General features: G+C 57.1%; 33 protein-coding genes. 26 read left to right on the forward strand and 7 right to left on the reverse strand.

What is annotated here, in order from left to right; genetic code table 11:
• Both fabF and RX717_RS03100 read right to left on the reverse strand, forming a co-directional pair.
• Nucleotides 1-1,236 (reverse strand): beta-ketoacyl-ACP synthase II, encoded by a 1,236-nt coding sequence (fabF, locus tag RX717_RS03095; RefSeq protein ID WP_186949985.1) that lies wholly within the window; start codon nucleotides 1,234-1,236, stop codon nucleotides 1-3.
• 147 nt (nucleotides 1,237-1,383) lie between these two features.
• Nucleotides 1,384-1,704 (reverse strand): manganese catalase family protein, encoded by a 321-nt coding sequence (locus tag RX717_RS03100; protein WP_407923227.1) that lies wholly within the window; start codon nucleotides 1,702-1,704, stop codon nucleotides 1,384-1,386.
• 165 nt (nucleotides 1,705-1,869) lie between these two features.
• Here RX717_RS03100 and RX717_RS03105 point away from each other — a divergent pair, with 165 nt between their 5' ends.
• The 4 genes from RX717_RS03105 to RX717_RS03120 all read left to right on the forward strand — a co-directional run bounded on the left by RX717_RS03105 (nucleotide 1,870) and on the right by RX717_RS03120 (nucleotide 5,642).
• Nucleotides 1,870-3,480 carry an MSCRAMM family protein gene (locus RX717_RS03105; protein WP_107630995.1) on the forward strand — a complete coding sequence of 537 codons (1,611 nt, stop codon included), beginning with the start codon at nucleotides 1,870-1,872 and terminating at the stop codon, nucleotides 3,478-3,480.
• Nucleotides 3,481-3,503: 23 nt separating this feature from the next.
• On the forward strand, nucleotides 3,504-4,703 hold the full coding sequence (locus RX717_RS03110) for a hypothetical protein (RefSeq protein WP_242977840.1): 1,200 nt from the start codon (nucleotides 3,504-3,506) through the stop codon (nucleotides 4,701-4,703).
• Nucleotides 4,700-5,002 (forward strand): sortase, encoded by a 303-nt coding sequence (locus RX717_RS03115; RefSeq protein ID WP_242977839.1) that lies wholly within the window; start codon nucleotides 4,700-4,702, stop codon nucleotides 5,000-5,002. Before RX717_RS03110 ends, RX717_RS03115 begins: the two co-directional genes overlap by 4 nt.
• Before the next feature lie 133 nt (nucleotides 5,003-5,135).
• Complete coding sequence (locus RX717_RS03120; RefSeq protein ID WP_107630993.1) at nucleotides 5,136-5,642, forward strand: hypothetical protein; 507 nt, start codon at nucleotides 5,136-5,138, stop codon at nucleotides 5,640-5,642.
• 119 nt (nucleotides 5,643-5,761) lie between these two features.
• On the opposite strand, the gene RX717_RS03125 is transcribed toward RX717_RS03120, so the two are convergent.
• The 3 genes from RX717_RS03125 to RX717_RS03135 form a co-directional block, all read right to left on the reverse strand.
• Nucleotides 5,762-6,121, reverse strand: coding sequence for a sporulation initiation factor Spo0A C-terminal domain-containing protein (locus tag RX717_RS03125; protein ID WP_054328284.1), 360 nt, complete (start codon nucleotides 6,119-6,121; stop codon nucleotides 5,762-5,764).
• Between the two features lie 94 nt (nucleotides 6,122-6,215).
• Nucleotides 6,216-6,788, reverse strand: coding sequence for an IS110 family transposase (locus RX717_RS03130; protein ID WP_277997732.1), 573 nt, complete (start codon nucleotides 6,786-6,788; stop codon nucleotides 6,216-6,218).
• 29 nt (nucleotides 6,789-6,817) lie between these two features.
• Nucleotides 6,818-6,961 (reverse strand): IS110 family transposase, encoded by a 144-nt coding sequence (locus RX717_RS03135; protein WP_243182426.1) that lies wholly within the window; start codon nucleotides 6,959-6,961, stop codon nucleotides 6,818-6,820.
• A gap of 262 nt (nucleotides 6,962-7,223) precedes the next feature.
• Between RX717_RS03135 and RX717_RS03140 the strand changes: the two genes are divergently transcribed.
• The 4 genes from RX717_RS03140 to RX717_RS03155 all read left to right on the forward strand — a co-directional run bounded on the left by RX717_RS03140 (nucleotide 7,224) and on the right by RX717_RS03155 (nucleotide 8,494).
• Nucleotides 7,224-7,382: a hypothetical protein gene (locus tag RX717_RS03140; RefSeq protein ID WP_153802400.1), complete on the forward strand. Its 159-nt coding sequence runs from the start codon at nucleotides 7,224-7,226 to the stop codon at nucleotides 7,380-7,382.
• Nucleotides 7,383-7,412: 30 nt separating this feature from the next.
• Nucleotides 7,413-7,541 carry a hypothetical protein gene (locus RX717_RS03145; RefSeq protein ID WP_277997731.1) on the forward strand — a complete coding sequence of 43 codons (129 nt, stop codon included), beginning with the start codon at nucleotides 7,413-7,415 and terminating at the stop codon, nucleotides 7,539-7,541.
• A 57-nt stretch (nucleotides 7,542-7,598) separates the two neighbouring features.
• Nucleotides 7,599-7,772: a hypothetical protein gene (locus RX717_RS03150; protein ID WP_159068080.1), complete on the forward strand. Its 174-nt coding sequence runs from the start codon at nucleotides 7,599-7,601 to the stop codon at nucleotides 7,770-7,772.
• Between the two features lie 272 nt (nucleotides 7,773-8,044).
• The gene (locus RX717_RS03155; RefSeq protein ID WP_159068079.1) at nucleotides 8,045-8,494 is read left to right on the forward strand and encodes a hypothetical protein; all 450 of its coding nucleotides are present in this window, start codon (nucleotides 8,045-8,047) and stop codon (nucleotides 8,492-8,494) included.
• A 374-nt stretch (nucleotides 8,495-8,868) separates the two neighbouring features.
• On the opposite strand, the gene RX717_RS03160 is transcribed toward RX717_RS03155, so the two are convergent.
• Nucleotides 8,869-9,078: a hypothetical protein gene (locus RX717_RS03160; protein ID WP_316960545.1), complete on the reverse strand. Its 210-nt coding sequence runs from the start codon at nucleotides 9,076-9,078 to the stop codon at nucleotides 8,869-8,871.
• An 83-nt stretch (nucleotides 9,079-9,161) separates the two neighbouring features.
• On the opposite strand from RX717_RS03160, the gene RX717_RS03165 reads away from it, so the two are divergent.
• From RX717_RS03165 to RX717_RS03215, 11 genes are all read left to right on the forward strand, one after another.
• Nucleotides 9,162-9,407 (forward strand): hypothetical protein, encoded by a 246-nt coding sequence (locus RX717_RS03165; RefSeq protein WP_242977837.1) that lies wholly within the window; start codon nucleotides 9,162-9,164, stop codon nucleotides 9,405-9,407.
• Nucleotides 9,404-9,544: a hypothetical protein gene (locus RX717_RS03170; RefSeq protein ID WP_242977836.1), complete on the forward strand. Its 141-nt coding sequence runs from the start codon at nucleotides 9,404-9,406 to the stop codon at nucleotides 9,542-9,544. Before RX717_RS03165 ends, RX717_RS03170 begins: the two co-directional genes overlap by 4 nt.
• Nucleotides 9,545-9,806: 262 nt before the next feature.
• Nucleotides 9,807-10,079, forward strand: a complete 273-nt coding sequence (locus RX717_RS03175; RefSeq protein WP_107630989.1) for a type II toxin-antitoxin system Phd/YefM family antitoxin — start codon at nucleotides 9,807-9,809, stop codon at nucleotides 10,077-10,079.
• Nucleotides 10,066-10,368 (forward strand): type II toxin-antitoxin system RelE/ParE family toxin, encoded by a 303-nt coding sequence (locus RX717_RS03180; protein ID WP_107630988.1) that lies wholly within the window; start codon nucleotides 10,066-10,068, stop codon nucleotides 10,366-10,368. Before RX717_RS03175 ends, RX717_RS03180 begins: the two co-directional genes overlap by 14 nt.
• A gap of 208 nt (nucleotides 10,369-10,576) precedes the next feature.
• Entirely contained in the window at nucleotides 10,577-12,781 is a 2,205-nt protein-coding gene (locus RX717_RS03185) for a hypothetical protein (RefSeq protein WP_107630987.1), read from the forward strand.
• 75 nt (nucleotides 12,782-12,856) lie between these two features.
• Nucleotides 12,857-13,822, forward strand: coding sequence for a C39 family peptidase (locus RX717_RS03190; protein WP_316960546.1), 966 nt, complete (start codon nucleotides 12,857-12,859; stop codon nucleotides 13,820-13,822).
• Nucleotides 13,823-13,825: 3 nt separating this feature from the next.
• Nucleotides 13,826-15,781, forward strand: a complete 1,956-nt coding sequence (locus RX717_RS03195) for a VirD4-like conjugal transfer protein, CD1115 family (protein ID WP_316960547.1) — start codon at nucleotides 13,826-13,828, stop codon at nucleotides 15,779-15,781.
• Nucleotides 15,778-16,548, forward strand: a complete 771-nt coding sequence (locus tag RX717_RS03200) for a replication initiator protein A (RefSeq protein ID WP_107630984.1) — start codon at nucleotides 15,778-15,780, stop codon at nucleotides 16,546-16,548. The genes RX717_RS03195 and RX717_RS03200 overlap by 4 nt, the downstream gene beginning before the upstream one ends.
• Before the next feature lie 39 nt (nucleotides 16,549-16,587).
• A complete protein-coding gene (locus RX717_RS03205; protein WP_107630983.1) occupies nucleotides 16,588-16,863 on the forward strand; it encodes a hypothetical protein in 276 nt (91 codons plus the stop codon).
• An 83-nt stretch (nucleotides 16,864-16,946) separates the two neighbouring features.
• Nucleotides 16,947-17,411, forward strand: a complete 465-nt coding sequence (locus RX717_RS03210) for a hypothetical protein (protein WP_159068078.1) — start codon at nucleotides 16,947-16,949, stop codon at nucleotides 17,409-17,411.
• Entirely contained in the window at nucleotides 17,404-18,228 is an 825-nt protein-coding gene (locus RX717_RS03215) for a hypothetical protein (protein ID WP_107630981.1), read from the forward strand. The genes RX717_RS03210 and RX717_RS03215 overlap by 8 nt, the downstream gene beginning before the upstream one ends.
• Nucleotides 18,229-18,710: 482 nt before the next feature.
• On the opposite strand, the gene RX717_RS03220 is transcribed toward RX717_RS03215, so the two are convergent.
• Nucleotides 18,711-19,358 (reverse strand): recombinase family protein, encoded by a 648-nt coding sequence (locus RX717_RS03220; protein ID WP_407923225.1) that lies wholly within the window; start codon nucleotides 19,356-19,358, stop codon nucleotides 18,711-18,713.
• Between the two features lie 127 nt (nucleotides 19,359-19,485).
• Here RX717_RS03220 and RX717_RS03225 point away from each other — a divergent pair, with 127 nt between their 5' ends.
• From RX717_RS03225 to RX717_RS15905, 7 genes are all read left to right on the forward strand, one after another.
• Nucleotides 19,486-19,938: a transposase gene (locus RX717_RS03225; RefSeq protein ID WP_107630980.1), complete on the forward strand. Its 453-nt coding sequence runs from the start codon at nucleotides 19,486-19,488 to the stop codon at nucleotides 19,936-19,938.
• A 5-nt stretch (nucleotides 19,939-19,943) separates the two neighbouring features.
• Entirely contained in the window at nucleotides 19,944-20,384 is a 441-nt protein-coding gene (locus RX717_RS03230; protein ID WP_159068077.1) for a transposase, read from the forward strand.
• Between the two features lie 6 nt (nucleotides 20,385-20,390).
• Nucleotides 20,391-20,822 (forward strand): transposase, encoded by a 432-nt coding sequence (locus RX717_RS03235; RefSeq protein ID WP_107630978.1) that lies wholly within the window; start codon nucleotides 20,391-20,393, stop codon nucleotides 20,820-20,822.
• Between the two features lie 107 nt (nucleotides 20,823-20,929).
• Nucleotides 20,930-21,097: a hypothetical protein gene (locus RX717_RS03240; RefSeq protein WP_107630977.1), complete on the forward strand. Its 168-nt coding sequence runs from the start codon at nucleotides 20,930-20,932 to the stop codon at nucleotides 21,095-21,097.
• An 84-nt stretch (nucleotides 21,098-21,181) separates the two neighbouring features.
• On the forward strand, nucleotides 21,182-21,871 hold the full coding sequence (locus RX717_RS15895; RefSeq protein WP_407923224.1) for a recombinase family protein: 690 nt from the start codon (nucleotides 21,182-21,184) through the stop codon (nucleotides 21,869-21,871).
• A complete protein-coding gene (locus RX717_RS15900; RefSeq protein ID WP_442908803.1) occupies nucleotides 21,777-22,166 on the forward strand; it encodes a recombinase family protein in 390 nt (129 codons plus the stop codon). Before RX717_RS15895 ends, RX717_RS15900 begins: the two co-directional genes overlap by 95 nt.
• Nucleotides 22,088-22,690, forward strand: a complete 603-nt coding sequence (locus tag RX717_RS15905) for a DUF4368 domain-containing protein (protein ID WP_407923223.1) — start codon at nucleotides 22,088-22,090, stop codon at nucleotides 22,688-22,690. The genes RX717_RS15900 and RX717_RS15905 overlap by 79 nt, the downstream gene beginning before the upstream one ends.
• Nucleotides 22,691-22,788: the final 98 nt, after the last annotated feature.

Raw genomic sequence — 22,788 nt, forward strand, 5'->3', positions numbered from 1 at the left:
TCATTTCTGGTATCGGGAAAGGACGATGCTGGAGTTCTGCCCGCCGAAGCCGAGGGAGTTGCTCATGGCTGAGTCGATATTCGCCCGGCGGGCCTGATTGGGAACATAATCAAGGTCGCATTCCGGATCTGGATTTTCAAGGTGCAGGGTGGGCGGCAGGATACCGTCACGGATGGCTAGGATGCAGGCGATCGCCTCGGTCAGGCCGCCCGCGCCCATCAGGTGTCCGGTGGCGGATTTGGTCGAGGACATGGGGGGCGCGGTCTCGCGTCCGCCGAACACGGCCTTGACCGCCAGCGTTTCCGCCCTGTCCCCCAACGGGGTGGAGGTGCCGTGCGCATTAATGTAGCCGATGGCGGCGGGCGGCAGGCCGGCGCGTCCGAGCGCCCGCTTCATACAGGCCGCGGCGCCCGCGCCGTCCGGACAGGGCGCGGTGACGTGATGCGCGTCCGAGGTGTTGGCCCAGCCGGCCAGCACGGCGTATATATCGGCGTCGCGCGCCAGGGCGTGTTCCTCGGTTTCGATGATGAGCGCGCCGCCGCCCTCGCCGATAACGAACCCGTCGCGGTCGAGGTCGAACGGGCGGCAGGCATGTTCAGGGTCGTCGTTACGGCGGGACAGCGCCTTGGCCTGCGACAGGCCGGACACCACAATCGGACACAGGATGCTTTCCCCACCGACCGCGAGTACCGCGTCCGCCTCGCCGGTGCGCAGCAGCATGGCGGCGGTCATGATCGCGTCGCCGCCCGCGGAGCAGGCGGTGTTGAGCGTCAGGCTCGGCCCGCAGATGCCATGCGCAATGGCGATCTGCGCGGCGGCGATGTTGCCGATGGTCATAGGCACGAAGCGGGGGCCGACGCGGTGGCCCGCGTCGAACGCGGACTGTGTCTGCGCGACCGTGGTCACGCCATCCATCGCCGTACCCATCACGATGCCGATGCGGTCGGGCTCGCCCGAAACCGAAAGCCCGCTGTTCCCGAGCGCCTCCTGCGCGGCAGCGAAAGCGAACTGCATGAAGGGGTCCATCGTGCGCGCGAGCGCCTTGGGCATGTGGTCGACGGGGGCGAAACCCTTCAGCTCGGCCGCGATCTGCACGGGCAGGCCGGATGCGTCGAAACGGGTGATCGGGCCTACACCGCAGCGGCCGGCCTTGAGCGCCTCCCAGTAGGCGGCGACCCCGATGCCGATGGGCGTTACCGCGCCCATGCCGGTGATTACCAGTGTTTTTTCTGTCATACTCATTCCTCAATTTCTATATTCAGTTGATAGAAATACATGTATAGTATACCAGATTAAGCGAAAAAATAAAAGTATTTTCACCTTATAATATGTTCAATAACAAAAAGCCTCCCCGCTGCAGCGGGGAGGCTGGGAAAGGAAAGCTCAGGCCTTTTTCGGTTCGGCAGGCGCCGCAGCGCCGGCGGAAAGGTTGGGCAGCTTGGGCGCCCAGGTCCTTTCAGGCGGGCGGATGTCGATTGCGGGATTGAAGGCATAGTAGTTCTTCGCGTCCAGGTTCTCCTGCACGACGCGCAGGGCGTCGCCGAAGCGCTGGAAGTGTACGATCTCCCGTTCACGGAGGAATTTGAGCGGCTCGCGGACATCTGGATTGTCGATCAGGCGCAGCAGGTTGTCATAGGTCGTGCGGGCTTTCTGCTCTGCTGCAACTGCAAAAGAACAACATATCATTCGAAACAGATAGGACAAGCTGCCTCCCCTTACACTACAACCATACTGCTATACTACTTGAAAGGTCTGCTCGACGTGGAGAGCGGGAAGCTGTTCAACACGTCGAGTAATATGACTATGCAGTAGTCGTATCACATATATAAGAAGATAGACGAGGATACCCGCCAGCCGCTCAAAAAGACTGTGTTCAAGATCACCAAATCCAGAGGCGAGTTTGTCAGGGAAGCCGAAACCGACGCAAACGGCGCTATCACACTGGACGGACTGCCGGCAGGCAGCTATATTGTGACGGAGATCAAAGCGCCGGACGGGTATATTTTGCAGGATACACCCAAGACCTTTGAGATCAAGGATAGCGGGAGCATGGAACTGGTGTTCACGAATAAAAAGGCATACGGATTGCAGATCCGCAAAGTCGTCAAAGGTACAAACCAGCCGCTGGACGGCTGCGCGTTTACAGTGGAAAAGGCGAATGGCGAGATGGTCGGCACTTACACCACGGATTCCTCCGGCCTTGTGACGGTTTCCGGTCTGGAGGACGGCGTCTATATTGTGACCGAGCTATCCTGTCCGGAGGGTTACCGGCTGGACCCGACCCCGCAGAACGTGATTGTAACGTCCGGGGAGCTGGCGACCGTCACCTTTGAAAATGAAAAGCTCGCCGGCGTGCGCATTAAAAAGGTCGACGCCGTGACAGGCGAGGGCGTCTATGGGGTACGCTTTCTCATCAAGGACGAGCACAACAATCTGATCGGCGAGTACAGTACTGATCAGGACGGCTACATCGAACTGGACGACCTGCTGACAGACGGCAAGAGCGAGATCAAGCTCAAGGTGGAGGAGGTCGCTGCCGCGGAAGGCTATGTGCTGGACGATACCGTGCGCACGCTCCGCGTCCGGCGCGGCGAGACGACCGAGCTTGTCGTGGAAAACACCCCGATCCTTGGCCAGATACAGGTGGTCAAAAAGTCTGCGCAGGACAACCCAGTCACGAATCAGTCGAAAGGCAGCCTGCTCGAGGGCGCGGTGTTCGAGATCACCAACGCCGACACCGGCCGCGTGGTGGACACCATGACCTCGGATTCCCGAGGCATTGCCGCCTCCAACCCGATCCCACTGGGCCGCTACTATGTGCAGGAGGTGCAGGTGCCGCGGTTTTATCAGCTGAATAACGAAAAGGTAGAGGCCAAGCTCAAGGTGGAAGGCGACGTGGTGCAGATCGAGATGTACAACGACCCGGCAAACATCCAGACCACCATTGAAAAGACCGGCAACTACACGGTAGACGCCGGCTTGAATATGCGGTATGACTTCACGAACATTGCAAATAACTCGAATGTTACGCTGGACAACTTCTTCTGGCATGACCGCATCCCCACGGACGCGGTGCGCGCGGCCACGCTGACCACCGGTACCTACAATGCCCGCGTCTGGTATAAGATCACCTTTAAGACCAACATGAATGATTACCGCACGCTGGCGGACAATCTGCTTTCAACCAACGCGTATTCGTTCAAGATCGACAGTGGCTCGCTCAAACTGGCGGCCGGCGAATATGTGACCGATATCCGCTTTGAGTTCGGCACAGTGCCGGCTGGCTTCGAAATGACCGAGAAAGCGACGCTGCTGGTCTATGTGCCGGATTACATGGCGAATGGTTATAACATCATCAACCGCGCGGAGTGCGGCGGCTCGTATCAGGGCGAGTGGGACAACGCTGCCAGCGTATGGGTGACTAAAATCTACCGCGCGCCCACATATACCAAGCCTACGCTCCCGCAGACTGGATTCTAAAAAGAAAGAAAGGGCTTTGCAATATGAAGAACAGAAAACAACTGCAGAGGCTGATTATGCCGCTGCTCGCCGCGCTGTTTATCGGCGCGGCGGGCGCAGTACAGGAAAGCGAACAGGTGCTGCTCGACGGCGACAAAGCAAGCTTTGAGCCGGTCAGCACCGAGCTGGTTGAGATAAACGGTGTTCCGACACTCACCAAGACTTTTGAGCTGGCGCCGGACATCGATCCCGCTCTGCTCCGTGAGGAGCCGTTTTCTCAGGACGGCTACTGGTACCGCTATCAGCGTATGGAAAAGGCCGACCAGGAGATAACAGACAAAAAGCAGGCCGAGGAAACCGTTACAGTAGACGCGCCCTCCGGTGAGCTTGCGGACGTGATCGGTAAGTTCCCCTACACACGAAGCTACAGCAAGGACGGCTATACTGGCGAGTTGCTGCTGGACGTGCAGAGCATCAAGGTGGAGGCGACTGGGTACAGCACCGTGACGGACAGCCACCCGCATACCGTCACCAAAACGTATGAGCTTGCCTACAATGACCGCGGCCTTGTACCGGAGACGGTGCAGGCGGACGGGCTGACGCTGCCGCTCACGAATCTGAGATGGTCCGAAACGAAAAATGTGGAGGACTCGGACGTCCCTGCGGTATGGACAGCAACAGCCATCTACAGCAAAACCACCTATACGCCCCGCGAAGTGGCGGACGGATACCGCGCTACAGCAGTCTACAAGGGCGAGGTGGGGAAAACCAGTGTCGGGAGCGTGGTCTACACCGTGACCTATACGGGAAACAAGATACCGGTCCTGCCCGGGCTGGATCCGGACGTTACCGTATCGCAGGTCGCGATCGTGACAGGGCTGGCAGCCCTGTTCCTGTTGGCGGCAGTGCTCTGGTATCTGCGTTGGCATATTGTCCACATCTATGTCTATAACGAGGAGCGCCGCATCCATGACGTCGTAAGCCGCCAGTATGTGCGGGTACGGATGCCGAAGTACGGCTTTCGGTTTTACAGGGGCATGAGGAAACCGAGTATACGGTCATCCTGCGCCGGCGGCTCGCCAGATGGCTGGAGGGCCTGTCCTTTAACCGGCTGGAGGGTATGGGAGGTGGCTACACTGCCCAAAGCCAGCTCACCACCACAAATGGGCATTTCGGTGCGGTCTCCATCGGCAGCCGCGGCATTTTCGCTTATGTCTACCCTGGAGCCACCTATGAGAATATGAAAAAGGGCGCCGGTCATGTGGACGGGACAAGCGCCTGGAATGGAAATGTTTCGTTGTGCGGCCACAACCGCGGCTCGTGGCCGTATTTCGGAAATCTGAAATATGTGCAGGTTGGGGATGTCGTCACTTATAAGACCTCGCTCGGCATCCGCACCTACCGCGTTACCTTTGCCGGACGCATCCTTGCTACAGATACGGACGTGCTGAACCCCACGGCAGGCGACCAGATCACTATGCTCACCTGTATCGCGAACGAACCGGCTTACCGGTTCTACGTGATCGGACAGGAAATGCGATGAAAGGATGATACAATGAAATTCCGTGGCATGATCGCCGCCTGCATGGCGGGGGGCTCTGCTTCTGTCCACAGGCTGCGCGGACGACAAAGCAAAAATGGAGGTACCCGATACGGACACAGCAGTATTCATAGAGATGGAACAGACAGGTTTGGAGGGATGGGATGACGCAGAGAATGAGACGGTACAGGATGTGCCGCTGGTGCGGCGTGATGTGGAACTCGCGTCAGGAGGTACGGCCGCCCTGTATGCACTTGATACGGGCGAGGAGCCGTCTACCGGAACGGATGAACTCACATCGGTCAGCGCGGAGCTGGTGCTGAACAGCGCTGCTGTCCAGCTGGGCGCATACGGTACGGTGCGCGAACTGGCCGAAAGCGAGCTGTACCACTGGGCAGATGCGAGCGAATTCGACCTGATCCAGTACACCCAGCCGCTACAGATCAACGAGACCCGATATGCAGTCCATCTGCGGTTGGAAAATGACAAAGTCGGTATGGAGCAGCTGGTGGTCTACACTGATCTGGGCGGCGTCGCCCGGGTGGACCGCCTGTGGCGCTCCATACCGGATATGCAGGCGGAGGAAAGCTCGCCCGCATTTGACAGGACCGCCGCTTATCTCATTTCAGACCAAGCCTTATAATATTGGCATGAGCCGGTATGACCTTTTCCGTTCATACCGGCTCATTGTATTTTATGGAGAAGCCAGCGGTAAAAATTCAAGAGGTCTGAGTGAAAAAACGAAAGGGAGATAAGGAGGGATCAAAGCATAGCAAGAGGCCGCAGTTGGGTCTGCGGTTGGGATAAACGCAGTATGTAAGAAGCCAGGATCTCAATAAATTCGGAGGCGGTAGGAATACAGGCCAGCGGATAGCCGGCCATCTCGAACAGCAAAGGACGATTGACTTTCCATGCTCTTGCAGCGGCAGTTCGGATATTGCGTTCCACAGCAGTCCATTTGCAGTGGAAGTGAGAGGCGGTTTCCATATAGATTTTCTTTGTGACAGCCTCTAAACGAGATTCATCATGAACTACCAGACAGATGGCATGGGCGGTGTGCTGAAACCCTTTGTAGCATCTGGTAATGCCGAATAAACGTAACGTATCCTGAACGGTTGTCATAGGTATATCCTCCCAAATACAAAGATTTGAGAAGATAATACAACCAAAAACAGGAAATTCAATTTTTGTCGCTATTATTCGACACTTTTTGTTTCTAGGAGATACCGGCTGCCAGGGGCCGGTCTTCCTTGAAAATAGCATAAATGGTGTTGCAGAGTTTGCGGGAGATGGTGCCGATCGCGGTAAGATGGTGCTTGCCGCGAGCACGGAGGGACTGGTAATACTCTGAGAGAATGGGGGCACAAAAAGCCGCCTTGGAGGCGGATAGCCAGATGGCCCGCCTGAGATACGGTGAGCCCCGTTTAGAGATTTTCTGCCTTGTTCCGATAAACTCACCGGACTGTGTGACTCGTACATCCAACCCGGCAAAGGCGACCAGTTTATTGGATGCGTCAAAGCGATGGATGTCTCCGATCTCGCTCAGGATAATGGCGCCCAAGAGGCAGCGCCAAAGGTGTCTGAAAACAAGTGACAGATTCGTGACGAAGAACTGCCCGAAGCGCACGATCTGGGCGATAATGAAGCTGTCCTTTCGGTCATTCTTTGTCTGACGAATATACATCTTCCGAAAAGCCTCAGACTGGATGGGATTGATGACCTTTACTTCAAAGCCATGCTCCAGCAGATACCCGTACACGCTCGGCCAGTAATGGCTGGTGGCCTCCATGCCAATGAGCAGGTCATCTTTTGAGCTGTTCAGCTTCTGAACATTGCCGCCAGCTTCTCACAGCCCTCTTTGCTGTTGGAAAATGAAATGCTGTCCAGCAAGGCCGCGCCGGCCTCACCTATGACCGTGGCTTCATGTTTGTATTTGGCGATGTCGATCCCGCAGTAGAGCATGGGAAACCTCCTCTTTCAAAATTCCAGACAGAGTTCCCTCACGCTTCTTTGCGGAACACAACCTCGTTAGATATCCAGCGCATCCTCGCTATCCAGCCATTCGTGTCCACCCGCAAAGACAGAGGCGCAATTCTCTCTTTGGAAGCTGTACTTCAAGGAGACAACCTGCGCCCTCTGTCTGCTGGCCTTATTATCCCACATGGATTGTGGAACAACAAGTGGGTTTCATGCGGTTCCCCACATTATACGGGAGAGAAAAAACATGACCACAAAGAAACTGCGCATCCCCATCTTACTGCTGGCGCTGTGGCTGATAGCGGCGACGGTTATCCCGCAGTCCTATGCCGCGGGCGGTACGCACCGCGGCGAAGTAAAAAACGGTACCGGTTATACATCCAGCGCGGTCGGCGTCAACGTGTGAGAGACCGGCATCGCCCGAGACATATCCTTTGTGCCGATAGAGGGCTATTGCATCACGCCGGTGAACGCCTCTAATGGCGATACATCGGCCAGCGTGGAGATCAAGACGGAGGAAATGCCGGTGCAGATTACCGCGGGCGGCATGGCGCTCCCCTTGTAGCATGAGGGGCGGAGCGTCACGGTTACTGTCCCAGGCAACTGCACTGGAAACCTTATCTTGTCCGCTGCTGCGGAAGCCGTATCTTACCGGCTCGCCGTGACCGCGGACAGCGGCATTGAGGTCAGCGACGGCGGGACGTATGGCGCAGGCAAGACCGTGACCATCACCGCTGAGCCTTCCGGCGAAGCAGGGGTCACCCGCGTACAGGTGGCAAAGCCACGATGGCGTTGACGGCAGAAGAAAATCTGAGCGTCTATTTTTACAGCAACGGCAGGCCGGGGAGCAGCCGCTGGTCGTCCGCGTCAGCGGCGATAAGGGCGTGGACATAGGTGGCAGCTGTATTGAAGTGAGGCGCGGGAATGATGTGAATATCGGAGCGCAAGCTGAACGCGGCTGTGAGATCGCCGAGGTACGGTTGGACGATGGAGTGCAGTCCGTAACCGGCTATGTGTCCGAGGGGCGCGTTTGGCTGGGCGGCAAGGTGTACCGCATAGACCAGATCGATGGCCGCTTCTGCCTCCCGCACGGGTGTGAACGACGGCGGCTCGGCGACGTATACGGTTTCGCCGGACAAGAGTTATACGCTGGATACCGTCACGCTGCGCGTGGGCAGTCGGCAGGAGACCGCCCATGTGGAGGATGGCACGATCAAAGTAGGGGATAGGTCTTATCCTATGAGCCTTTCTGCAAAAGGCGTTTTAAAAGTCGCCGTAAGCAATATCAGGGACGACGTGCGGCTCAGCGCCGGTGCGGTACGCAAAAACAACGGCACATTGTTTCTGCGTAATGGCGTCACCGCGCCGTATTTTGAAGGTATGGGAAACTACCGGTTCTGTCCGGAGGACACCCTGACCCGTGCGGAAGCGGTCAAGCTCATTAACCGTGTGACCAGCCGGTCGCTGTGCGTGTATACCATCCAGACCAGATTTGCGGATGTGCCTGCCTCGCACTAGGCGTTTTGGGATATCATCAGTGCTGCAAATTGCGTAATATAACAAAAAAACCGCCTGGAAAGGCGGAACGTATAGACGACAAGTGGCTTGTGTGATATACTGGACACAGGAACGCTGTTACATATGGCGGTCAGCCCACTCCCCACAAAGGGGGTGATGCTTTATGAGACGATTCGTAAGAATTGTAATATGGGCAATCCTTTTGCTGCATATTTTACTTATAAAAGCGCGTTGACCGCTCGGCTGGTACCCGAACGGTCAACTTTTGTTGATACCCAATAGGGGCTGACTGCTGTAACAGCGTTCCCTTTGTGTATCTATTATAAGCGGTGCGCGCCGCTTTGTCAAGCAGACGGAGTGAACGCGCTGCTACATTAGCAGCATGCATCTATCACATGCTGCGCCCGCTCCAGGATCTCGCGCCGCCATTCCGCCTGCGCGGGATTTTCGTTGACATAGGCGCTATTGTATGCGTGCTGCGCGGCCTGCTTCAGGTCGCGGCTGCGCTCCCCTGCTTCCAGCCGGCGTTCAGCGGCCTCCAGCTCGGTAAGCGCGCTTGCCAGATTACCATCGGTCCATGCCATTTTCATCACACCTCTTACCTTGTATTGCTTTGCCTATTATAGCAGGGCTGTACAGGCCAGTCAACCAAAGGAGGAATTTCCCATTGAATCAAAATAAACTGCAAAAGGCGCGTCCCGCCCTCGGATGGATGGAACGCGCCTTCTTATTTTACCGTATCGCGCTGGTGCTGCCTGTCATCGCCGCGGTCCTGATCCCGCTGGCCTTTGCCGTGGAGGACATGTGGACGGCGGACCGCATCATCAAGGACGTGTATTCCAAGATTGCCGCCATTTCAACCGCACTCGCCGGCCTGATGAGCGCGGTGGCGATCAACGGCGCGCCAAAATGAGCGGCACACAGCAAAAGGCTGACAGCGCGTGGGAGTGGCTCAAAAGAGTCTGGCTCGCCTGGGTCATCATCAACGGCATCGGCGCGTTCATCGCCTACGTCCGCCCGCTTTTTGACGGGCTGGCGACGCTGGAATGACCGCTGATAAGTGACGAAATATGCTACACTGGCGATGACAAGGAGGGGCGGTTACGCTATGTCCAAGCACAAAGTTGAGTGGAATAAAAGCACCTGCTGTAAGTGCGTAGCGGAAGGTCGTGGACAAGGAGAGCTATGCAATGATAAATTGTAGCTTACCTATCTTAAAAGCTATGAGCAATATAGAGTGTTAAATTTGCATTGATATCTACTCGAAATATTGCTATACTATAAAAGTAAAAACAAAATGGAGGTGTTAGTGATGCCGAGTATTCGCCCGATCTCTGACCTTCGCAATAGTGCCAATGAGATATCGGATTTCTGCCACCAGACCCGCGAGCCTGTTTTCATCACCCGCAACGGAACCGGCGATATGGTTGTGATCAGCATGGAGGAATATGAACGCCAGCAGGGATTGATCGACCTGTACGGCAAGCTGTCGGCGGCGGAGCAGGAGATCTCTTCCGGAGCGGAAGGGGAGGACTTTGCCGCTTTTGCGGCGGACCTGTGGGAGAGCATTCATGGAAACGTATAAAGTCAGGATCTATCCTACAGCGAAACAGGATATGCGGGAGATTGTCCAGTACCTGAACACCCTATCACAGGAGAGCGCACTGGCCAATTACGATCTGCTGGTAGAAAAGATAGCGGGACTGGCCCAGATGCCGGAGCGCTGTCCCCAGCTCAATGACCTTGCGTTGCGGGCAAAGGGATATCGGTATCTGCTCGTCAAAAACTATCTGGTTTTTTTCGTGGTCGCAGGCGATACCGTCCAGATCAGGCGCGTACTATATGCGCGAAGGGACTACCGCGCATTGCTGTGATGCGGTACTTTGTCTGGCGACATGACACAACAACTGAATAGTATAAAGACGCTTCTGTTACTGAAGCGTCTTTTCTATTAGCGGCGCCGTATCATATTTCCCATATGCGGCCTGGTTTTTTGTTTTACTGGAAGGGAGGGAACCTGAAATTCTCGAAAAGTTAGTAAAAGCCCTGTTTGAATGGCTGGCGTCGCTGTGGTATGAGATAGTGGAATATCTGCTGGACCAGCTCATGGAGCTGTTTAATGTGGATCTTTCCTACTTCGCAGAACGCGTGCCGGTCATAGACGACATTGCAAACATCTTTGTTGCGGTGGGCTGGGCGCTGCTTATCGGCAACCTGGCGTATCAGGCGATGCGTTCCATGGCCTCAGGCGTCGGCATCGAGGCGGAGGAGCCGGGGCGGCTGTTCCTGCGCAGCGCGATGTTTTCCTTTTTGCTGCTCGTCAGCCGGCAGATCTGTGCGATTGGCTTTGACCTGTCCGCCACGGTCATGGAGATGCTGCAGGTGCCGGACGCCGTCACCTTTGACCCGTTCGGGGAGGAAACCTTTGATACGCTCCCCAACGCGGGCTGGCTCATCGTCATCGTGGTAAACATCGTCATCCAGTGGCAGCTTATCCGGCTGTTCTTCGAGGTCGCGGAGCGGTACGTTATCCTCTGTGTCCTGACGTACTGCGCGCCGCTGGCCTTTGCGATGGGCGGGTCGAAAAGCACAGGCGATATCTTCCGCGGCTGGCTGCGGATGTTCGCCAGCATGTGCGTACTCATGGTGTTCAATCTGATGTTCGTCAAGCTGGTGCTGTCCGCGCTCTCCACAGACCCGAACGGCGCGGCGATCATCCCGTGGGCGATGCTCGTGGTTGGCATTGTCCGTATGGCGAAGAAGATGGACGGCGTTATCCTGCGCATCGGCCTGAACCCCGCTCTCACCGGGGACACGCTGGGTGCGCGCTTCCCCGGCGCGCTCACGGCCATGGCCCTGCGCAGCATCGCGTCCGTCGTGACACGCACGGCGGCGCAGAACACACCATCCGCCGGACACCGCAATACCTCCGGCCCGCCGCACGGGGGCGATTCGCTGCGGCACAGCGGCATCCTAGCCGGCGGCAGGCCGTCCGGCGCTCCCCGCCGATCCGGCACTTCGCGGCCATCTGCCGCAGGCAAAGGGACGGGGACGCCGTCCCGCCGTGCAGCAGATAAGACCGCCGCGCAGGGGGCATATTCCGGCGCGCGTGTGGCGGACACGTTGGCAGCCTTCCGCAGCCGGTACGGCGCGGATAACGCCGAGGCTATGCGGCAGGTGCGGCAGGCGATCAGCATCGATGCGGATGACTGGGGAGACGAGAACTATACCGGCAGCGTGGTGCAGAACAACACTGCCCAGACCGTTTCGGGTACTGGCAGCCGGGTGATGCCGCCGGCGCCGCCAAAGCGTCCGCTTCCGGAGAACTTCGGCCGCATGGACCCGCCGCAGACAGACGGCAAGCTGCCGCCGGTCATGCCACAGCGCACAGCGGATGGACAGGCCAGCCATATGGTATCCCCGGTCACGCCGCGGCCGCCGGAACAGGTACAGTCCGGCAGCGGGGTCATACCGGAACGCGGCACATTCACAGCGGAGCATGGAAACAGACAGCTAGGGCATACGCCGCAGGCGGGTAAGATCAGTCAGGTCATGCCGCCGTCGCCGCAGCAGATACATCAGGATCGGATGGGCATGGAAAACCATACATCCATATCCAATACAGAGCGACCGGCGGCACAGCCGGTCACCAGCATGACGCCGGCCACCCCGCCCGTACCGGCTGGCGGGACGGCGCAGGCAAAACAGGACACTGCACCGATCGCCAGAGCATCCGCTGCAACGGTCGCCGCTGGCAGCATGGCGTCCGGCCGTGCGGATGTGGTCCGTATCTCCCCTGCGCGGGAAGCCCCGCCGCGATCAGTACATCCGGCGGCTGGGCGCGTTGTCTCTACGGCAAAACAACAAACGCCTTCGACGGCACAACAGAGGGTTCCGTCTCCTGCCCGGGTGATGCCGTCTGCACCACACAAGACATCTGCACAGACGGGATCACAGGTCGCGCCCACACAGGCGGCAGCTGTGACACCTGCCGCGCCGTCGCAGGCACACGCGCAGCCAGCCGCAAAGCTGCAGCCGGATGTTGCACCCGCAGACCGTCGCCCTACAGTTACCCCAGCAAAACGGGAACAAAAACCGGAGCGCCTAGATACGGCATCCCATCCGGACGTCACCCCGGGCGTCCACACGCCGGATATGGTAACGCCGCCGCCTGCCGTCCAGCCCCGTACCCTACGACGCAGCGCACAGCCGCTGAAAAGTAAAGCGGCGCCGGAAACACCAAAGGGAGGAGGAATCCACAATAGAAAACGCAGGAGAAAGAAATAATCACAGCCACACCGCAGCAGCTGTAGCGCGGATCGCGCAGGCGGCATGGGCGGGAGGCGTCCACGGCGCAAAGCAGTGCTGGCCCTGCTCCTCATCGGCCTTTGCCTGCCCCTGCTGCTTGCCACCGTGCCGTGCAGCCTGTTCGGCGCGCCCAGCGTGTCGTCTCCGGATATCCAGGAGATGACCGCCCATGCGGAGGAGCTCACCGCCGCATGGAAGCGGCAGCGCACGCTGGAGCAGCAGGCGGTAGACCTGTTCGTATCGCTCCTGCCGGAGGATCTGGGCTTTATCCGCATCGAGAAGCGGCTCGGCAACACGAACGATTACTGGATGATCGCCATTACCTCGGTGTACAGCGAGCAGGACGTGATGACGATAGACGAAGCGAAGATCGTCCGGACCATGCAGGCCAAGCTCCAATATGACCTCGAAGCGGAGTATGACGCGGAGGGGGATTTCATCGGCTATGTGCTGGTGATCTCAGACATGACGCCAACCGAACTCATGGACAAGCTGGGCATGGACGGGCAGCAGCGCATGTGGGCGGAGGTCATTTACAATACCATCTGCGACGCGGAATACAGTGCGCCGGGCGGGTCTGTGGACAACACAGCGGATATGGATTTCTCCGATGTGGTGTTCACCGGCAGGGGTAATTCCAGGGACGTCGTGTATTTCAGCCAGTACGATCCCCGCTGGGGTGGGCTGATGTACGGCCAGACCAATACGATCGCGGGGGCGGGCTGCGGGCCAACGTCGCTTGCCATCTGCGTATCCACGCTAACGGATACCATCGTCACGCCGCCGGAGGTCTGTGACTGGTCCGTAAAAACGGGCCACCGCTGCGAAGGCAGCGGGAGCTACCACAGCCTGATCCCAGATGGGGCGGCGCATTACAACGTCCCCTGCCGCGGCATCGGCCGGAGCGGGACCGAGCTGGTAAAGGCATTGCAGGAAGGCAAGCTCGTGATCGCGATCATGTCCGCCGGGCATTTCACCCGCGGGGGACATTTCATCGGCGTAGTGGTCTGGCACTTTTAAGGGATGCTGATAAACTCCGTCCGGCTCGGTGTCCGCCAGTCCTTTGACGCGGACAGTGGGATCACGGATATCTGGACGGTAAACCCGTTCCTCAACCTGATCGCCCCGTTTACCCCCACCGGTATTTTTGTCACCGCCTCACTGGTCACGATGGCCTGCCTGCTGACGCGCAAGGGGTATAACTGGATAGCCGGCTATCATCCGGTAAAGGACAGGCGCGGGTTCGATATCCTGCCGGACGGCACACACGGCTCGAGCCGGTTCATGAAGCGGGAGGAGATGGGGCGGGTACTGGATGTGGGCAGGCTGGACAGCCTTTCCGGCACGGTCTACGGCAAGCATAAGGACGACCCGCTGGACAGCGATGCTTATGCGGACTATGTCGCGTCCAGCAAAAAGGCTGGCCTCGCCGGCAGCCTGCTGGTCGTGGGCGCGCCGGGTACCGGCAAGAGCTGGGGGTTCGTCCGGCCGTTTGTACTCCAGTGTGTGAAGCGGCGCGAGAGCATCGTCCTGACCGATCCCAAAAATGAACTTTATGAAAGCATGGCCGGCTACTTGATCGATCAGGGTTACGAAGTGCGGGTGTTTAACCTGCTGGATATGGAGCACTCGGACCGTTGGGATCCGATCGGCGAGGCGGACCACGACCCTCGCCTTGTCCCTGTCATTGCCTCCACCATCATCGCTAACACCTCAAGCGAGAAGGAGGCCAACGATTTCTGGTCTAAAGCTGAACTTAACCTGCTCACGGCGCTGTTGTACTATGTCCAGAACGAACAGGACAAGTCCGGACGGCGACTGCCGCTGGCGATGCGGCGGCTGGGCAGGGTGCTGGCCCTGCTCAGCGAGGACGGCCTCAAGCAGATAGATGAGACGATAAAGCGGCTGCCGGCCGGGCATCCGGCCAAAGGCCCCTACGGCCTGTTCCTGAACGCCAAGGAGAATCTGCGCGGCAACATCGTGATCGGTCTCGGCAACCGGCTGAACGTGTTCCACGATGCGCTGGTGGACAGCCTGACTTCGGACAGCACGATAGACCTCACCCTGCCAGGACAGAAGCCCTGCGCCTATTTCTGCATCCTGTCCGCGCAGGACAGCACCTACACCTTCCTGTCCTCGCTGTTCTTCACCATGCTGTTCTCCCGTCTGGAGGCATACGCGCGGAAGGAGACGAAGGACGGGAAGCTGCCGGTGCGGGTAAACTTCCTGCTGGACGAATTCCCGTCCATCGGCAGGTTGGGGGATTTCAAGCGCTCCATCGCGTTCACCCGGTCGTTCGGCATGAGCTGCCAGGTGCTGGTGCAGTCCATCTCCCAGCTGGCGGACATGTACCCGCGGCACGAGTGGGAGGAGATCGCGGCCTGCTGCGACGCCACCATCTGCCTGGGTGTGAACGACCTGACGAGCGCCAAATTCATTTCGGAGAAATGCGGCATGACAACCATCCGCGTGACTAATAACCAACAGCCGCAGACGCCGCTGTTCTCCCCCTTGCAGAACAACATCCGGCCGTATTCCATGACGCGCAGCAACACCCAGCGCGCGCTCATGCAGCCGGACGAGGTGCTGCGGCTGGGCAACGACAGGTGCATCGTCCGGCTGCGCGGCCAGTACCCGATGCTGCTGTACAAGATAACGCCGCCGGAATTTACCGATTACGGCAAGCTGCGGCCGGCGTCCATCCATGACTACCCGCCGGACAGGCCGGACGGTGCGGCGGGCGGGGAAAACAAAAAGCAGCCTGCGCCGGATGCAGGATCGGCGGTGCCCCCTCCTGAACTGCCACCGGAGCCGAAGTCCCCTTATTCCGACCTGTTGCAGCCGGACGATCCCGATCAGGAGGATGATATGCCCGATCATACGACATTTATCCCAACAGACGATCAGATCGACCAATACCAACAGGAACTGGATCGAAACAACGAATTAGACAACGAAAGCGAGGATGCTGCCTTATGAAAAAGAACATCGCTGCAGAAGACCGGCCGGACTTTACGCTGATGAAGCTGTCCGGCGCCATTTCTTATTTCCACATGCAGATGCCGCGGTGGCTGTTCTGCGACCCGCGTTACATGGATATGGGTTTGGAGAGCAAGGTGGCCTACACGTTCCTGCTCAACCGGTACCAGCTGTCCCGCCGCAACGGCTGGGTGAACCGGCACGGCGAGGTGTACATCATCTACACGCGCGAGGATCTGGCACGGGAGCTGCAGGTTTCCTACCGCAAGGCGATAGCCTGCTTTAAGGAACTGGCGGACAGGCGCCTGGTCTGGGAGCAGCGGCAGGGCCGCGGGCTGCCTAACCGCATCTTCCTGGCCGAGGTGGCGCTGGACGGAAAGGCGGCCTACGGTTATGACTGCGCGCCGTTCTGCGCGGAGATAAGACCTGCAGAAATTGCACTTCTGGATGCGGACAATGATAACATTAAACTTGCGGATAATAACGAGATGCAGGACGGTTTTCCCGAAACCGAGCCGGATGCTGCTGAAAACACCATAGTAAGAACTGCGGAAAGTGCATATCAAGACCTACCGGAACCGCAGGTCTTGAACTGCCAGAACCACACTTCTTCGGGTGCCGAAACAGCATATCAAGACCTGCAAAAAACGCACACAAGTAAGAAAGAGAAGAATAAGAAAGAGTACAGGGATACTGATGATGATCTTCCGACAGTCCCACGCGCGGGCGCGGAGGACGGACGCGAGGCCATAGCGGCGATCTTGTAGCGATGTGCGCTTTCCCGCTATGCGCCGGAGGAAGCGGAGGTGTTCCGTGACGCGGTCTCGTGGCTGTACTACTGTGGCCGGCTGCAGCTTGGCGCCTGTACCTACCCGCAGGGCTATGTCCGCGACACGCTCCGGCGGCTGAATGCCGACGTACTCGACGAAGCGCTGTACAGGCTGCGGCGGAACGAGAACGAGGCGCTGTCCAACACACTGGTCTACACCGCCAAGGTCATTTTCAGTACGATCGTGGAGATGGGGAGCGAAGCGCTGCTCGACCCCGTGCTAAACCAGGTGAAACGGAGGTTGGCGACATGAAGTCAATGTATTACAGCGAGCCGCAGACAGAGCTTCTTTCACTGCTCAAGACACTGGGCGGGATGTGGAAGCGCTAGGTGTACATGCTGCTGTGGCTGCGCTTTGGGATGGACAAAAAAGCCGTGGACCGCACGATCCGCCAGCTGCGCTACGGCGGCGTGCTGCGGGACATGGGGGCGTATGTTCTGGCAGCGGACAGGCGGTTTGACATACAGCTGGCCCGCGCGGTGGATATCTCGCTGGCCCTGTCTGGCAGCAGGGCGCCGGATATATTCCCGCGCAAAAAACCGGTATTTCTGACCGCGTACCTGCCGGAACGGGAGGTGCGGCTGTGTGTGCTGTATATCCCTGTGGGGAAGGAACGGAAGCGCTGCCTTACGCTGGACAGCCTGCGGGTGGAAAACACGATGAAAACGCTGTATGCACTGCTTCTGGATGAAACGGGACAGGCTGCGGCGCTGCGAGCGGAAACGCCGTGCCTGCTGGCCTGGCCGGATGAAAACGAAAAGCTGGAGCTGAAAAAATGGGAGGGGATTCGGAATGAATGAAAAAAACCGTTTGCCGGACGAATTAAATTTGACCAGGCTGAGGTTTTATGAAACGGACTTTAAGGCGCTGGACTACAGCCTGACGGAAAAGGAACAGGCGGAGTGGAACGCGATCTACGCGTCCTACCGGTCCAGCTCCATACTGAGCGGGGAGATCATAGGCGTGGAGGGGGTGCCTCTTCCGGACGGGGAAGACGAAGACGGCACGGACGGGAAAAAGGAGATGCCCTGCCTCACTGTGGTGCAGTACAGGGTAAAGGTGCTGATACCCGAACCCTTTGTATGGAAAGAGGGGGATGAACGGGAAACCTATGTGCTGGGGCATATGGCAGGGGCGAAGATAGACTATATCATCACCGGCGTGGACTGTGAGGGGCAGTGCGCGGTAGCGTCCCGTGCGCTGGCGATGGAACGGCAGCGGTGGCATGCCCATCGTGTGCGCGGCGTCCAGGAGGGCGATATTGTGGACTGCATGGTGCTGGCTGTGGGGGCGTCCCACCTCACCCTGACAACCTGCGGGCATGACCTGACGCTGGCACAGGCAGGGCTGTCCTATTCTTATCTTGGGGATATGCGCGAAAGCTACTATCCTGGGCAAAGCCTGAAAGCAAAGGTGATGGCCGCGGACGAGGAGGGGGTCGCGGTATCTGTACGGGAGGCGGAGCCGAACCCCTATATTGGCGCGGAGTTCCGGCATCGGGTGGGGAGCACGCGGATTGCAAAGATCACAAACAAGTATACCGGCGGCATATTTGGACGCTTGCGGGACGGCTGCACGGTGGTATGCAGGTATGCGCAGCAGTTTTCCGACGACTAGTTTGAGGCAGGCGACAGTGTGATCGTGCAGAGCATGGAGTACAGCGACGACCGGCAGTGGCTGCGCGGAAAGATTAAAGGGAAGATACGGTAATACAGAGGCCGGCCTGTTAGTGCAGAATAGCATTAGCAGGCCGGCGGTTTTTATTGTTTTTGCAGGAGCCGATGGTGTGCTTGTAAAATATAAAGTTGTGCATGGAGCAACGGGGCAGGGTTCTGCTGGTGACAAAATGGCTTTATGCCTGATGCTGCCGGGAAATACGGTACGGACTGGGAGCGGATGGAACGGAACATCCGCACTGCATTCAAATTACCTGGAAACACAACTGTCCCCTGTTAGACGCTCTGGCTAAGAGACGCCTTGAAAGGCTGTTGAGTCTCACTGAATTTCTCGCACTTCTCTTCTAGGCTGAAATGTCTAATGGATTATAACAAGCTCCGGCTCCCTGATTCTACACTTTTCCAAACTTTTGCCCGATTTATTTACCACCCTTTTTCAAACCGCACCGCTCTATCATAGAACTTCCCCTCCGGCATCCCGCAGGCTTTCGCCGCCAACTGCAGAGGGGTTTTCTTTTCCCGCCACGCCTTATGTACTTCGTAGAAGTTGTCGGGCAGGGGCAGGGCCGGTCTGCCGAACTTTACGCCGCGGGCCTTGGCGGCGGCGATGCCCTCGGCCTGCCGCTGGCGGATGTTTTTGCGCTCGTTTTCCGCGACGAAGGACAGCACTTGCAATACGATATCGCTGAGGAATGGCCCCATCAGGTCTTTGCCGCGCCGGGTGTCAAGCAGGGGCATGTCCATCACCACGATATCCGCGCCTTTCTCCTTGGTCAAAATGCGCCATTGCTCCAAAATTTCCTTGTAGTTGCGCCCCAGACGGTCGGTGCTCTTGATGTAGAGCAGGTCGTCTTTTTTCATGCACCGAGCGAGCTTTTTATACTGCGGCCGCTTGAAGTCCTTTCCGCTCTGCTTGTCGATGTAAATATTCCGTTTAGGGATGCAAAGCCCCTGCATAGCGGCAAGCTGCCGGTCCTCGTTCTGGTCGCGGCTGCTGACGCGGATATATGCGTATTGTTCTCCGATGCCGAATACCTCCTCCGTGTTCAGATTTCCACAGGCTGTTACCATGGTTGTTAGTGTATCGCATATTGGTTTCCTCTGCTTTCATGGGATTTAATGCGTCCCAAGTTGGACGTGTTGACAAAGTCGAAAAGTCTAGGGAAGTGTGATAAAATAAAAGAAAGGGGGCGGGCGGATGCAGTTACGGACACATATGGTGACGATAGAGGATCTGGTGCCGCCGGGGCATTTTCTGCGAAAGCTTGAATCGGTACTGGACCTGACGTTTGTGCGCGAGGAAACGTCCTGTCTGTACAACCGGCGGCTGGGCCGGCCACCAATTGACCCAGTGGTGTTGGTAAAATATCTGCTGGTAGGTTACTTGTATGGGATTCCGTCAGAGCGGCAGATCGAGCAGCGGATTGAGACGGATGTGGCCATGCGGTGGTACCTGGGGTTGGATTTATTTGAGCGTGTGCCGGACCACAGCACGATCTCGCAGCTGCGGCGGAGGAAACCATCGTTCCGGAAAGTAGTACGGCGGTTGTTTGAGGCAGTGGTGCGGCAGCGCATAGAAAAGGGCCTGGTGAGTGGGAAGCTAGTGGTCACGGACTCAAAGCCAGCGCGTCGCCCGGTTCCATGTACTTAGAGGATGTGGCGGTTAGCCCCGGCACGTATTGGGAGCGGCTTGATGCCTACGAGGAAAGGGCGCTGGAAGAATTGGAGCGCCAAACAGGAAAGCGGAGGAAGCGCCGGATCAAACAGGTCAAAAAAAGGGCAAAACACAGGCAGCGCCGGGTAAGCCGGACTGACCCGGAAGCAGGGTACCTCAACCGGCCCGGCAAGCCTAAAGGGATGCATTATCTCAGCCACCAGACATTGGACACGAAACATGGGATTATTTTGGATGTGGCGGTGACAGCGGGAGATGCCAGCGACCAGACACCATATCTGGAACAGATGGAGCGGGTCCTGGACCTTATCCCGGTCCAGGGGGCGACGGCTGATTCCATGTATGACTATGGACTGTTCCACCAAGTATTGAAAGAGCGAGGCATCCCGTTTTATGTCCGGCCCATGAAAACTCAGCCTTAGCAGAAGGTGAAGTTTGGAAGAAACGACTTTAGCTACGACAGGGAACAAGATATCTTCTTTTGCCCCAATGGAAGATCGTTGACACTGAATACCGTGAGCCGTGGGTCAGGCACGCTCCACTGGGTCTATACGGCAAGTAAGGCGGACTGCCAGACATGCCCGCTGCGGGAGCGGCGTCTGAGCCAGAGTATGCAGCATGGGGCCAAGCGGCTGGTACGGAGCGTATTCGAGGATGCAGCAAAGGCAAACCTCTCCCAGTCCGCCTTACCTGAATACCGGCAGGCGCTGCGCAAAAGGCAGATTTGGTGCGAGGGTACTTTTGCCATCCAGAAATGGAGCCACAATTTAAGGCAAGTCTGGAGACGAGGTTTAGAGGCAGCGGAGGACCGCTGCCTCCTTTCTGCCGTGGCCTTAAACCTGAAAAGAATGATAAAGTAGATGTCATGACGCCGCAACGGCGTCTTTTTCTTGCTCTCCCACAGCCGCTCTCTATTTTTCGACTTTGTCAACACGTCCAACTTGGGACGTATTAGGAGGTGTTCTTGATGGCAGGCCATATCCACGCAAAGCCGCCAAAGAGAGAAAGAACGATTGATGGTACTACATACATTGTGACCTCACATTTCAAGCAGACTGGCAGCACCGTAGCCGACCATATCCGGCGTTTAATCGATACGGCAACTAAAAACGAGAAAATAAAGCGGATTTATTGAAAATTTGCACGATTCATTGATTATTGGCATGATAATAGTGTTATAAATAGCCGATTGCGGTGACTGCCGGAATGGAGGTCTATCATGAAAAGACAGTCTTTTATCAACTATCCATACAACGATTCTGAAGCAGGGAAATGGGCGGCACTCTATGTCCGCCTCTCCCGCGACGATGATAACGAGGGCGACAGCAACTCCATTGCCCATCAAGTCGAAATCCTCAAAAAGTACGCGAAGGACCATAATATTACCCAATATAAAATCTATAAAGACGATGGTTATTCTGGTACGAGCTTCAACCGCCCCGGCTTTCAGGAAATGCTTTCCGATATCGAAAACGGCCTTGTAAGCATGGTCATTGTCAAGGATATGTCCCGTTTCGGGCGCAACTACCTTGAGGTGGGCATGTATACCGAAATCCGCTTTCCTGAATTTGATGTACGGTTTATCGCCGTCAATGACGGTGTAGACAGCGAACGCGAGGACAACGATTTTACTCCGTTCCGCAACATCATAAACGAATGGTACGCGAAAGACACGAGCAAGAAAATCCGCGCCGTGTTCAAGGCAAAGGGTATGAGCGGCAAGCGTCTCTCTACGCAAGCACCCTATGGCTATCTGAGTGATAAGGAGGGGAAACTTGACCGTAGACCCGGAAGACGCCCCGGTCGTCCGCCTGATCTTTCAGCTTGCCGCCGAGGGCAACGGCCCCAGCAAGATTGCACGTCGCTTGCGGGAAATGGAGATTGTCACGCCGGGAACACTGGAATTTGAGCGCACAGGCAGAACCCACCGTTATGACCCGTCAAATCCCTGCTTCTGGTTGTCCAGCACCATCGTCTACATTCTGAATAACCGGGATTATCTCGGCCACACGGTAAACTTCAAGACCACTAAGAAGTCCTACAAAAGCAAAAAGAAAATTCGAAATCCCGAAGAAAAGCAGGTAGTCTTTGAAAATACCCATGAGGCCCTTGTATCACAGGAGACGTGGGAGATTGTGAAGAAGAACAGGGAGAACCGGCGCGGAAAAAGGGTGAATGTAGCGCTCATTTTATCTGCGCAGTAGTGCTGGAAAACCTGCGGGAAGTCATTGCCTTTACCCGTGCGGACACAGAGGGCTTTACCCGTCAGGCCATGTCTAACCGGATGGAGACGCAAATGAAAGAGCAGGCCCAGGCCAAGCGGACGCTGGAGCAGCAGGAGCGGCGTATCACGGAAATCGACGGTATTATCAAGCGGCTGTATGAGGACAACATCAGCGGCAAACTGACTGATGAACGCTTTTCAAAAATGTCTGCTGATTATGAGCAGGAGCAGGCCCGCTTTCAGTTGAGCGCCAAGGAACTGTGGCAGACCGTGGAAGCCTGCGAACAGCAAAGCGTCAACATGGACAGCTTTATCAAGCTGGTGAAGAAATACACGGTGCCGGACAAGCTGTTTCCCGAACTGCTTCATGCTTTTGTGGAAAAGATTGTAGTCCACGCCCCGGACAAGTCCAGCGGACACCGAACCCAGCAAATTGACATTCACTATAATTTTATTGGTGAAATCGGGCTTTCCCATGCAATCGACAAAAAAGAAACGGCGTGACATGCCGATTGCACATCACACCGTTTCCCCGAAGTATAAACATCCTTATGAATATACTCCAAAACGGTTTTCCGTTTTTCGGCGCGTTTTCCGCTTCG

The sequence above is a fragment of the Intestinibacillus sp. NTUH-41-i26 genome (genome assembly GCF_032769475.1).
Lineage (GTDB): Bacteria > Bacillota > Clostridia > Oscillospirales > Butyricicoccaceae > Agathobaculum > Agathobaculum ammoniilyticum.

Excerpts from the sequence above, each read along its gene's own strand:
- fabF (WP_186949985.1), bottom strand. The coding sequence starts at position 1,236 with ATGACAGAAAAAACACTGGTAATCACCGGCATGGGCGCGGTAACGCCC.
- RX717_RS03110 (WP_242977840.1), top strand. The coding sequence starts at position 3,504 with ATGAAGAACAGAAAACAACTGCAGAGGCTGATTATGCCGCTGCTCGCC.
- RX717_RS03115 (WP_242977839.1), top strand. The coding sequence starts at position 4,700 with ATGAAAAAGGGCGCCGGTCATGTGGACGGGACAAGCGCCTGGAATGGA.
- RX717_RS03120 (WP_107630993.1), top strand. The coding sequence starts at position 5,136 with ATGGAACAGACAGGTTTGGAGGGATGGGATGACGCAGAGAATGAGACG.
- RX717_RS03125 (WP_054328284.1), bottom strand. The coding sequence starts at position 6,121 with ATGACAACCGTTCAGGATACGTTACGTTTATTCGGCATTACCAGATGC.
- RX717_RS03130 (WP_277997732.1), bottom strand. The coding sequence starts at position 6,788 with ATGGAGGCCACCAGCCATTACTGGCCGAGCGTGTACGGGTATCTGCTG.
- RX717_RS03135 (WP_243182426.1), bottom strand. The coding sequence starts at position 6,961 with ATGCTCTACTGCGGGATCGACATCGCCAAATACAAACATGAAGCCACG.
- RX717_RS03140 (WP_153802400.1), top strand. The coding sequence starts at position 7,224 with ATGACCACAAAGAAACTGCGCATCCCCATCTTACTGCTGGCGCTGTGG.
- RX717_RS03155 (WP_159068079.1), top strand. The coding sequence starts at position 8,045 with ATGGCCGCTTCTGCCTCCCGCACGGGTGTGAACGACGGCGGCTCGGCG.
- RX717_RS03160 (WP_316960545.1), bottom strand. The coding sequence starts at position 9,078 with ATGGCATGGACCGATGGTAATCTGGCAAGCGCGCTTACCGAGCTGGAG.
- RX717_RS03170 (WP_242977836.1), top strand. The coding sequence starts at position 9,404 with ATGAGCGGCACACAGCAAAAGGCTGACAGCGCGTGGGAGTGGCTCAAA.
- RX717_RS03175 (WP_107630989.1), top strand. The coding sequence starts at position 9,807 with ATGCCGAGTATTCGCCCGATCTCTGACCTTCGCAATAGTGCCAATGAG.
- RX717_RS03180 (WP_107630988.1), top strand. The coding sequence starts at position 10,066 with ATGGAAACGTATAAAGTCAGGATCTATCCTACAGCGAAACAGGATATG.
- RX717_RS03195 (WP_316960547.1), top strand. The coding sequence starts at position 13,826 with ATGCTGATAAACTCCGTCCGGCTCGGTGTCCGCCAGTCCTTTGACGCG.
- RX717_RS03200 (WP_107630984.1), top strand. The coding sequence starts at position 15,778 with ATGAAAAAGAACATCGCTGCAGAAGACCGGCCGGACTTTACGCTGATG.
- RX717_RS03210 (WP_159068078.1), top strand. The coding sequence starts at position 16,947 with ATGCTGCTGTGGCTGCGCTTTGGGATGGACAAAAAAGCCGTGGACCGC.
- RX717_RS03215 (WP_107630981.1), top strand. The coding sequence starts at position 17,404 with ATGAATGAAAAAAACCGTTTGCCGGACGAATTAAATTTGACCAGGCTG.
- RX717_RS03220 (WP_407923225.1), bottom strand. The coding sequence starts at position 19,358 with ATGGTAACAGCCTGTGGAAATCTGAACACGGAGGAGGTATTCGGCATC.
- RX717_RS03225 (WP_107630980.1), top strand. The coding sequence starts at position 19,486 with ATGCAGTTACGGACACATATGGTGACGATAGAGGATCTGGTGCCGCCG.
- RX717_RS03240 (WP_107630977.1), top strand. The coding sequence starts at position 20,930 with ATGGCAGGCCATATCCACGCAAAGCCGCCAAAGAGAGAAAGAACGATT.
- RX717_RS15895 (WP_407923224.1), top strand. The coding sequence starts at position 21,182 with ATGAAAAGACAGTCTTTTATCAACTATCCATACAACGATTCTGAAGCA.